Consider the following 9,303-nt stretch of genomic DNA (forward strand, 5'->3'; position numbering starts at 1 on the left):
TCGGAGCCGTTAATTGCTCTGTTAATGCCTAGTTTTTTTGCTACATTACACCGCTTGTTGGGCAGCGCTGAACGAGATTTGGAGATTTGGAACCGCCGAAAACCCGGATTCAGAACCGATTTTTTAGCTTTCGAGAGAAGGAATGACCCAAGGCTAACCCTTCAACTTATAACTCCCTCAACGTTGTCCATTATCCATTATCAATTGTCAATTCGTTCGGCTCCTTAAATTGCCCCTTTTTGTTGCAATTTTTTTTTGACAAAACGACTTGACAATGGTATTATGGCATCATGGGAAAATGTGCCGCCCTGTAGGGGGTCTTTTCAAGAATCGGCTGCCCCATCCTCAACCTTTTAACCTCAACAGATAGCAAGCTTTATAGGGTGCAGAGCGTCAAGCGTAGCCCGCGCCTAAACTGACTGCGATCGCGCCTTAAATCCTGCCTAAATTGACCCTTTTTGTTGCAATTTTTGCTTGACAAAATGACTTGACAAGGGTATTATGGCATCATGGGAAAATGTGCCGTCCTGTAGGGGGTCTTTTCAAGAATCGGCTGCCCCGTTGTCACACTTTCAACCTCCTCCCTCTCCTCAGAACCTGCCTAGATGCCGAAGGGTTTGCTAGACTGGAAGGACGAGAGAATTACCATGAAACTCATCCTTACTGCTCCTAACCCAGAACTTTTTGCCGCTTTTCAGGAGTCTTTTTTTTATCTTCCGAATGTCGAAATTGCCAACAAACGTTTTGAGGATTTAACCCAATACGATTGCTTAGTCAGTCCGGCAAACTCTTTTGGTATGATGGATGGCGGGATGGATAAAGCAATTCTTCGCTTTTTCGGCGATTCGTTGATGATTCGAGTGCAACAATACATCTTAGAGGAATATCTGGGCGAACAGCCTGTTGGGACATCATTCATCATCGAAACAAATCATCTCAAGTATCCTTTTCTCGCCCATACGCCTACTATGCGCATCCCAATGTCAGTTGCGGGAACGGATATTCCCTATGTAGCGATGTGGGCAATGCTGTTAACCGTTCGATGGTACAACCGAGATAAAGAACGGAAAATTGAAAGTGTTGTTTGTCCGGGTTTGGGAACGGGGATTGGGAGAGTTCCCTATCGAGAAGCAGCAAGGCAGATGGCTTTAGCTTACGATAATTTTGTCTATCCTCCCAAATATCTTAATTGCTTTGTTGCCGCCGAACGGCAATTACAAATTTGGGAAGGCGGCGAAAAGTAGGGAGGTTGTATACAACCTCCCTACTGCCGGAAACTCCTTAAAAAACAATTTTAGGACGCACAAAAACATAGCCCGCATTTTTAATCTTTTGATTGGAAACTTTGGCATTATACGGGCGCTGACTGGGTTGGGATGAGTCCCAAATTACGGGCGGCAATCCGTTTTTTTCGAGGACGGAACCGATTAGTTCTCCGGTGGTTAAGTGGGAGTCGTCAACGAGATTATAAATGCCATTTAAATCATGGCGCAAGGCAAAATCGATCGCGCCGACAATATCCTCGATATGAATCCAATTACTCGCATCCGTACCATCTCCAGGGCGAGTTAATCCCGCCGCACGCCCAAAAATTCGCACCAGTTCGCGTCCTTCGCCGTAAATTCCCCCCAAACGCAGAATACAAGCGTTGCAACTGGAATTCAAAAGCGTTTCTTCGGTTTGCGCGAGAATGCTGCCGTTATTGTTGGCGGGGGCGAGAGGGGAGGTTTCATCTACCCATGCTCCGGCGCGATCGCCGTAGACGGCATAACTGCTGGTATAAATCACTTGGCGAATGCTGGGAAAGTCCGGCAGGAGGGAGACGAGGGTTTTAGCAGTAGCGAGATAGGTTTCCTCGTAGGATGCACTTCTTGCGCCAATTGTCAAGAGGATAGCATCGCGATCGCGCAGTACCGATTGTAAGGCTTTGGGGTCGTTGCCGCGCGCAATTTCAACTTGCGACGCGATCGCTTCCAGGGAAGGAATGCGACTCGGTGTTGTCGTCGTCACCGCCACTTCAACATCGCCCGCTTGCTGCCAATGGCGTGCGACTGCCGTTCCTACATAACCGCAACCGATAATTGCAACTTTCATCATTAAATTAAAACCCAAAATTTAGAGTAAATGTGCCGTTTAATTCTTAATTCCCGTAGAACCAATTCCCTGAATAAATTGACGCTGACCGAGCAAAAATAGTACGATAACAGGAACGGTTGCAATAATAATCGCAGCCATCAATAACGACCAACTGCTCGTAAATTGCTCCTGAAATTCTGCAAGGGCAAGTTGAACCGTTTGTAACTCCGGGCGAGTCGTAAAAATCAAAGGTTTAAATAAGTCGTTCCACTCCCCAATAAAGGTGAACAAAAAAAGCGTTGTTAATGCCGGACGAGCCAGCGGTAGCATGACTTTCCAAAGAATTTGCAAGCGGTTTGCACCATCTAATGCGGCTGCTTCTTCGAGTTCGATGGGAATCGTGGAAAAGAACTGTCGCATTAAGAAAATGCCAAATCCGTTAGCAGCAGTTGGCAAAATTAATGCCCAATAAGTATTGATTAAATGCCCCAACTTTAAAACCAAAAAAATAGGAATCACTAAAAGCTGGAACGGAATAACTAAAGTCGCCAATACTAACAACAAAATTGCTTGTTTGCCTTGAAACTGAAGCCGTGCTAAAGCATAGCCTGCTAAAGAAGAAGTAACAATCTGAAAAGCGGTGACAGCGAGAGCAACTAAGGTAGAATTCGCAAACGCGAGAATAAAGTTCCCGCGCTCCCAAGCTTGGCGGTAGTTTTCAAGAGTTAGAGAACTAGACGTAAAATTAGCAGTGGCAAAAGTTGCGGGAGGAATCAGAGAATAGAAAAAGACGATCGCGAGGGGAAGCAGAACGACGATCGCGCCAAAAAGGAGCAAGACGAATAAGAGGATTTTTTTAAAATTCAACCGTTGGCTCGCAACAGTCATAAGAGGCTTATTTTTAACAAAATTGGGCAGAATATTTCATTATCTCACAGTCGGCTCTTCAGCTTATTTGGGAATTATGAATTTTTTTGAATATTCTGTAGCGGGACTAGCGTATAACAATTTAATGAAAGCATTAATGAGAACAAAATTTTCGGAGGATGCGACTGATGAATTTAATTTCGAGATTGGTGCAAACTGCTTTGGTAGCGTGCTGTTTGAGCATTTTAGCGCTGTTTTGGGCGGGCGATGCTCGGGCGGCAACGAACCAGACAGCGACAGCAGTTATTTACAGCACCTCTAACCCTTCCGAACGACTAGGAGCGGCGACGTTTTCGCCGACAGAGGGGGGATTGCACATTAGCGTCGTTTTGGATAACGCTGCCTCGGGAGAACGCGGCTTCCACATTCACGAAGTCGGCAGTTGCGAGGATGGCGGTATGGCGGCGAAGGGACATTTCAACCCCAATAATACGAAACACGGCTATCTGTTGCAGGATGGCATTGAGAATGCCCATGCTGGCGATTTAGGGAATATTACGATCGCGCCGGATGGGACGGGAACGTTGAATTTAACACTTGCCGATTTGAGCTTGGATGACGGCAAGTATGCGGTGCGCGGGCATAGTGTTATTTTGCACGAGAAAAGCGACGATCCGACCGCTCAACCCACGGGAAATGCAGGCGGTAGAATTGGCTGCGGGATTATTGATTGAGCGCGAATATCGCTTTAATACCAGTTCTCATTGATTTTGCACTATGCGCACCAATTAGGGCAGAGCATTGGTCATTGGTGTCAACTTAAGCACGAGTGTTTGTTATAGCGTCATTCCAGCCCTCTCCCAGGGTTGGCTACGGTGTACACATAAGCGATCGAATCTAGCATGACGGTTGAAGATCCCCCCTGGCCCCCCTTAAAAAAGGGGGGAACCGGATTCAAACCCTTAATAAATCTAGGTTTCTTCATTTTTAATTTTTAATTTTTAATTCCCCCCCATTAAGACTAATGCAGCCAGCGCGCTCGGAAACTGCGAGCGTCGATGTGGCAGAGTTCGGGGTAGACGCTGTAGCGCCCCAAACCTCCCGACCACCAGGGATCGAGAGACCAATAGAGTTGGTTGCCGCTGAGACTTTCGCAGACGAAATCGATCGCGTCGCCGACTAAGTGGCGGCTGTAGGTTGCGCCGCCGACAGCGCGGTTGATGTGGGGGGGACGATACCAACTGGTGACGATTAAAGGATATCCTAGGCGATCGCGCGCGCGTTGGGCGAGGCGAGCAATTCGGACAACGGCATCGACAACTTCTTGGTTGGGGGGCATCCGCGTTCCGCCCTGAGTGGCTTCCAACCAACTGAAGTTCCCGTCGGGGATGATTGAGAGCGAGAGTTGGATGTTATTGGGAGTCCATCGCTCGGGGCGACGCGGAATCAGGACGATGGGTTTGGGGGCGGTTTGGGGTTTTTCGCGATCGAGGCGTTTGAGATCTTCGGCGAGGGAGTCGATCGCGCGATTTCTCGTTTCAAAACCGCGCCACAGTTGCACCAGGCGGATTAAAGCTTCGCGCTGATGGTCGGTTTCCTTGTAAGCTTTGGGGATGCGGCGCAGAAAGGCGAGCAATTCGCGATCGAGTTGGGCGGCGACTTGTTGCAGGGCGGTGGAATTAACCGTCGTATTCAACAGGTTCGCATCGATTCCGAGGGAGGAAAGGGCGGCGGCGCGAGAATCTAAGTTACGCCATAAACGAACGACTTCCGTGAGGGCGTTGCGTTGGCTGGGGAGGTTGCTGTAATACTGGGGAACGCGCTCGACAAAGGCAATTAGGGCGGGATCGTAAATTTTTGAGCCGAGATCCGGCGAAGTGTCTTTGGCGAGGGAAACGATCGCGTCGGAGCGGGATTCTAGTCTGCGCCAGAGTTGCGTCGCACGCAGCAAGGCTTCGCGTTGGTGGGGATAGCCGCTGTAGTAGGGCGAGAGGCGCTGCACGAACTGCTCGAGCAGTAAGTCCAGTTGGGATTCGCTGAGGTTGATGGGGTAAATATTCGCGTCCCGGGCGAGGGAGGCGGTGGTTTGTTCGACGGTATCGAGCTTGCGCCAGATGCGGACGACTTCGAGGATGGCTTCGCGCTGATGGGCTAAACCGACGTAGTATTGAGGAATGCGCTCGATGAAGGAAAGGAGAGCGCGATCGAGGTAGGAAAGGTTTTGGGGCGCTTGTTGGCTGGGGAAGTCGGTTTCGGCATCGCTGAGGTAGGCTTGGATGAGTTGGGCGCGATCGCACGGTGCTAAGGTTGCGATCGTATCGTCTTGAAGCCGAACGCCATCCGCTACCCGTTCTAAGAAGCGATCGGCATACTGTCCCTTTTCTGCATCCCAAATATCGCCGGTCTGCCAGCCCTGCTCTACTAGATTGTCCGTCAAGGCGCGAATCGTATTGGCGGCATACTGAACCTGTTCGGCAAAAGTATCCACCCTCTCCGGCGCGACTGTGCCTGTGGGCGAAATGCCCAAACCCGTTTCCCCTACATTGCCGAGGGGGGGCGAATGATGCACCCGATCGAGGGCTGCGAGGATCGGCTTGTGGATGCCCGTGCGTTCTGCTTCTAATAGGTAATAGTAATTGCGTTGGTCTGGTGATAATCTCGCCATACTTGTCTGCTTTTAGCGACAAACTCCAGTTTAACCTTTCCTCGCCACCCCTCGATAGAAATATCCTAAAAACTTTGGCGTATTTTCGATATACTCCCGCTCGATTTCTTCGATTTTAAAGTTGGCTTCCTCAATCAGGCGAGTTATATTTCGGTTCAAATTGCAACCGGCACCGAGCCGTTTTTGGATGGGGTTGAGGCGATTCTGCCACACTTGTACGTCGCGATCGGGGCTTAACCCATGCTCGACAAAAAAGAAACGCCCGTCGGAATTGAGAACGCGATAAATTTCCCGCAAAGCAACCTCAACTTGAGGAATACTGCACAGCGTCCACGTACAAACCACGCTGTCGAAGCAGTTATCTTCCATCGGTAAAGATTCCCCGCTTAATTGACAAAATTCCACTTGTATGGGAGAGCGATCGATTCGTTTTTGTGCCAACTGTTTCATTGTTAGATTTGGATCGACTGCGACAATTTTTTGAATTGTTTTTGGGTAGTAAGAAAGATTTAAACCCGTCCCAAAACCAACTTCTAAAACTTTTCCTTCTACTTCTTCTAAAACGGTTTGTCGGTAGCGAGCGAGCGCAGAACTCGACATACTCAAGTCGAGAAGGCGAGGAAAGATGAATCGATCGTATAAATTCATTAGGTTCTGAGAGAGAGGGAGAGCCGCTTTAAGTCTCTGTTATTTTAATATAATTGGGTTGAGAACGGACGCGATCGCACCATTGCTGAATGGCAGGATACGAACTCAGATCGAATCCACCTTCGGGGGCAACGTGGGTATAAGCAAACAGTCCAATATCGGCGATGCTGTAGCGTTCGCCCACAAAAAACATTCGGGCGGATAAATGTTCTTCCATAATATCTAAAGCAGCGTAACCTAACTTTCGTTTTTGCGCGATCGCGTCCCGATATTCTTCCTCTTTCTTTAACTCGGTTATCCAAAATCGAACCGTAGCAATATTAGGTTCGTGACTGTATTGCTCGAAAAAAAGCCATTGCATAACCTGCGCCTTTTCCAAGGAATCTTCCGAAAAAAAAGGCGTACCTTCACTGAGATAGTAGAGAATGGCGTTGGATTCTGCTAAATAGCATTCTGGCGCAATTTCAAAAACGGGAATTCGTCCGTTCGGATTTTTCTTCAAAAATTCTGGCACGCGCGTTTCTCCTTCAAGAATGTTCATTTCCACGCGCTCGAAAGTAATTCCCAGTTGATTTAGGAGCAATCTGATTTTGTAGCCATTTCCAGAGGGAAGGAAATCGTAAAGTTTGTACGTCATTGTTGTATTAATCGAGGTATTTTATTCTAAAAAAAATATTTTAACGTTTTTGATTTTAGCCTGAAAGTTATTAAAATGGCAGCATTAATTCAAAAGCTTTACACTTCTTCCAATCGAAGAATTGAAGAGGCTTACGGCTGAGCGCGCCAACTGATGAGAAAAAGTTTGAATCGCTTTCGATCGCGGGAGAAAGAAAAGTTGAGGGATTGAGAGATTGAGTGCGGGTAGAAATACGGTACGATTTTCCTGATACGATAGACCAGTACGATGGAGGTCGAAAGCGCTTGAAGAACTTAGGACTCGGAATCGCGATCGCGGGCAGCGGTTCTGCAACCCCAACTCAGGTACTCAGTAACGACGATTTGAGCCGGATTGTCGATACATCGGACGAGTGGATTAGTTCCCGCACGGGCATTAAAAACCGGCGCATTGCCAGTAACGAGGAGTCTCTGGCGGATTTGGCGGCGCGGGCGGGGCAAAACGCGATCGCGGCGGCAGGTTTGGCGGCGGACGATATCGATCTGATTATTCTGGCGACTTCCACCAGCGATGACTTATTCGGAACTGCCGCCCGCGTCCAACACCTCATCGGCGCAACGCAAGCCGCAGCTTTCGATCTCACCGCTGCTTGTTCGGGGTTCGTGTTCGGGTTGGTAACGGCTTCTCAGTTCATTTATACTGGCGCGTACCGCAATATTTTGTTGATTGGGGCGGATATCTTATCGCGCTGGGTGGATTGGAACGATCGCGCGACTTGCATTCTCTTCGGCGATGGTGCGGGGGCAGTCGTCTTGCAAGCGAGCGATCGCGATCGGCTACTCGGTTTCGCCCTCTCGAGCGATGGCAGCCAGAATCAAGAACTCAACCTCGCCTACCAAGCGCAACCCAACCCTTTAACCGACAATATTACCACCAGTACGGGCGGCTATCAGGCGATTACGATGAACGGGCGCGAAGTCTATCGTTTTGCCGTCGCTAAAGTGCCGGATATTATTTCTAAAGCTTTGTTCCGCGCCAACCTCGAGGCTAGCGCGATCGATTGGTTGTTACTGCATCAAGCCAATCAAAGAATTTTGGATGCTGTCGCCTCGCGCTTGGATATTCCCTCAGAAAAAACGATTAGCAATCTCGCCAACTACGGCAATACTTCTGCGGCTTCGATTCCGATTGCCTTGGATGAAGCGGTGCGATCGGGCAAAATTAAACCCGGAGATACCATTGCTGCTTCGGGCTTCGGTGCGGGCTTAACGTGGGGCGCGGCGATTTTTCAATGGGGCAAGGAATAAACGAGAATCCAAAAGCGCAAGTCATTTTGGAGACGGATGGCGAGGTTATCTTGTACAAAGACTTTTTCAATCTGGACGAGCGCGATCGATTATTTCAAGCGCTTTATTCCGAGATTATCTGGCAACAGGAAACCATTCAACTCTTTGGCAAGAAATATCAAGTCCCAAGACTGATTGCTTGGTACGGAGACAGGGATAAGGTCTATACTTATTCTGGGATAGCACATACTCCTCAAGCTTGGAATTCTACTCTATTTTTAATCAAAAACCGATTAGAAACTCTTTTGAGAGCCAAATTTAATAGCGTCCTCTTAAATCTTTATCGGGATGGTCAAGATAGCATGGCTTGGCACAGCGACGACGAACCGGAGTTAGGCAAAAATCCTACAATTGCTTCTGTCAGTTTTGGTGCAACTCGTCGCTTTTCTTTGAAACACAAACATATTAAAGAGAGAAAGGTTGAATTGGAATTGTCATCAGGAAGTCTTTTATTAATGCAAGGAGAAACCCAGCATTATTGGAAACATCAAATCCCGAAAACTAAAAAGCCTGTGGGTGCTAGAATTAATTTAACTTTCAGGACAATTCAATAATCTTAAATTTGTATAGTGCTATTTGATACGTGAATGTCCGTTTATAAGCGCACCAAAGTCTTATACCAATTCTCAGTTACGATGCACTAAATTTTTCGTCGTAGGGGCATAACATTGTTCATTGGTGTAAGTGGCTGTTGCTCTCAATCAAAGATAGGAGAAAATCTCAGTTGAGATGGTTTTTCGAAGTTTATACTATGTAGCTAAAGCAATTGTTCGAGGAGAAAATCCCGATGTCGTCCTTTATTTAGCCGAGCGAGCTAAACTGTTTGGTCTCATTAAAGCCGAACGTAAACGACATCGAGAACGAGAGGCTCTCTCTCAATCAATCTGGGAAGCTGTTCCCTTAAGTTGACACCAATTCTCATTGATTATGCCCTCTTCGGGAATCGTGCAAAATCAATGAGAATTGGTATTAGCTGGTGGGCAATGCCCACCCTTGTATCTTGAGAGGTAGATAAGTAGACCGTCCCACCCTAGGTAATCAAGACCGTTTGTAGCTTGGTCGCTTATGCTCAAAGAAGGCGGGGA

At 47.9% G+C, this 9,303-nt stretch carries 9 protein-coding genes; 4 read left to right on the forward strand and 5 right to left on the reverse strand.

Features of this window, described 5'->3' with window-relative positions; translation table 11 throughout:
• Positions 1-647: 647 nt before the first annotated feature.
• Complete coding sequence (locus tag H6G50_RS19300; RefSeq protein ID WP_190719938.1) at positions 648-1,244, forward strand: macro domain-containing protein; 597 nt, start codon at positions 648-650, stop codon at positions 1,242-1,244.
• A gap of 37 nt (positions 1,245-1,281) precedes the next feature.
• On the opposite strand, the gene H6G50_RS19305 is transcribed toward H6G50_RS19300, so the two are convergent.
• Together H6G50_RS19305 and H6G50_RS19310 are read right to left on the reverse strand one after the other, a co-directional pair.
• Positions 1,282-2,097, reverse strand: a complete 816-nt coding sequence (locus H6G50_RS19305) for an SDR family oxidoreductase (protein WP_347239967.1) — start codon at positions 2,095-2,097, stop codon at positions 1,282-1,284.
• A 36-nt stretch (positions 2,098-2,133) separates the two neighbouring features.
• Entirely contained in the window at positions 2,134-2,964 is an 831-nt protein-coding gene (locus H6G50_RS19310) for a carbohydrate ABC transporter permease (RefSeq protein WP_190719941.1), read from the reverse strand.
• 167 nt (positions 2,965-3,131) lie between these two features.
• Here H6G50_RS19310 and H6G50_RS19315 point away from each other — a divergent pair, with 167 nt between their 5' ends.
• A complete protein-coding gene (locus tag H6G50_RS19315) occupies positions 3,132-3,677 on the forward strand; it encodes a superoxide dismutase family protein (protein ID WP_190719944.1) in 546 nt (181 codons plus the stop codon).
• Between the two features lie 287 nt (positions 3,678-3,964).
• Here H6G50_RS19315 and H6G50_RS19320 read toward each other — a convergent pair whose 3' ends face one another.
• Genes H6G50_RS19320 through H6G50_RS19330 form a run of 3 tightly spaced genes read right to left on the reverse strand, consistent with a single transcriptional unit; the run spans position 3,965 to position 6,893 of the window.
• A complete protein-coding gene (locus tag H6G50_RS19320) occupies positions 3,965-5,608 on the reverse strand; it encodes a D-Ala-D-Ala carboxypeptidase family metallohydrolase (RefSeq protein ID WP_190719947.1) in 1,644 nt (547 codons plus the stop codon).
• 30 nt (positions 5,609-5,638) lie between these two features.
• Positions 5,639-6,256: a class I SAM-dependent methyltransferase gene (locus tag H6G50_RS19325; protein ID WP_190719952.1), complete on the reverse strand. Its 618-nt coding sequence runs from the start codon at positions 6,254-6,256 to the stop codon at positions 5,639-5,641.
• Positions 6,257-6,284: 28 nt separating this feature from the next.
• The gene (locus H6G50_RS19330; RefSeq protein ID WP_190719954.1) at positions 6,285-6,893 is read right to left on the reverse strand and encodes a glutathione S-transferase family protein; all 609 of its coding nucleotides are present in this window, start codon (positions 6,891-6,893) and stop codon (positions 6,285-6,287) included.
• 284 nt (positions 6,894-7,177) lie between these two features.
• Here H6G50_RS19330 and H6G50_RS19335 point away from each other — a divergent pair, with 284 nt between their 5' ends.
• Both H6G50_RS19335 and H6G50_RS19340 read left to right on the forward strand, forming a co-directional pair.
• Positions 7,178-8,179: a beta-ketoacyl-ACP synthase III gene (locus tag H6G50_RS19335; RefSeq protein ID WP_190719957.1), complete on the forward strand. Its 1,002-nt coding sequence runs from the start codon at positions 7,178-7,180 to the stop codon at positions 8,177-8,179.
• Complete coding sequence (locus tag H6G50_RS19340) at positions 8,164-8,772, forward strand: alpha-ketoglutarate-dependent dioxygenase AlkB (protein ID WP_190719960.1); 609 nt, start codon at positions 8,164-8,166, stop codon at positions 8,770-8,772. Before H6G50_RS19335 ends, H6G50_RS19340 begins: the two co-directional genes overlap by 16 nt.
• The last annotated feature ends 531 nt before the right edge of the window (positions 8,773-9,303 follow it).

The sequence above is a fragment of the Oscillatoria sp. FACHB-1406 genome, from assembly GCF_014698145.1.
GTDB lineage: Bacteria > Cyanobacteriota > Cyanobacteriia > Cyanobacteriales > Spirulinaceae > FACHB-1406.

What these genes read in the sequence shown, in the direction of transcription:
- H6G50_RS19300 (WP_190719938.1), top strand. Translation starts at nt 648, where the DNA reads ATGAAACTCATCCTTACTGCTCCTAACCCAGAACTTTTTGCCGCTTTT.
- H6G50_RS19315 (WP_190719944.1), top strand. Translation starts at nt 3,132, where the DNA reads ATGAATTTAATTTCGAGATTGGTGCAAACTGCTTTGGTAGCGTGCTGT.
- H6G50_RS19330 (WP_190719954.1), bottom strand. Translation starts at nt 6,893, where the DNA reads ATGACGTACAAACTTTACGATTTCCTTCCCTCTGGAAATGGCTACAAA.
- H6G50_RS19305 (WP_347239967.1), bottom strand. Translation starts at nt 2,097, where the DNA reads ATGATGAAAGTTGCAATTATCGGTTGCGGTTATGTAGGAACGGCAGTC.
- H6G50_RS19325 (WP_190719952.1), bottom strand. Translation starts at nt 6,256, where the DNA reads ATGAATTTATACGATCGATTCATCTTTCCTCGCCTTCTCGACTTGAGT.
- H6G50_RS19310 (WP_190719941.1), bottom strand. Translation starts at nt 2,964, where the DNA reads ATGACTGTTGCGAGCCAACGGTTGAATTTTAAAAAAATCCTCTTATTC.
- H6G50_RS19340 (WP_190719960.1), top strand. Translation starts at nt 8,164, where the DNA reads ATGGGGCAAGGAATAAACGAGAATCCAAAAGCGCAAGTCATTTTGGAG.
- H6G50_RS19320 (WP_190719947.1), bottom strand. Translation starts at nt 5,608, where the DNA reads ATGGCGAGATTATCACCAGACCAACGCAATTACTATTACCTATTAGAA.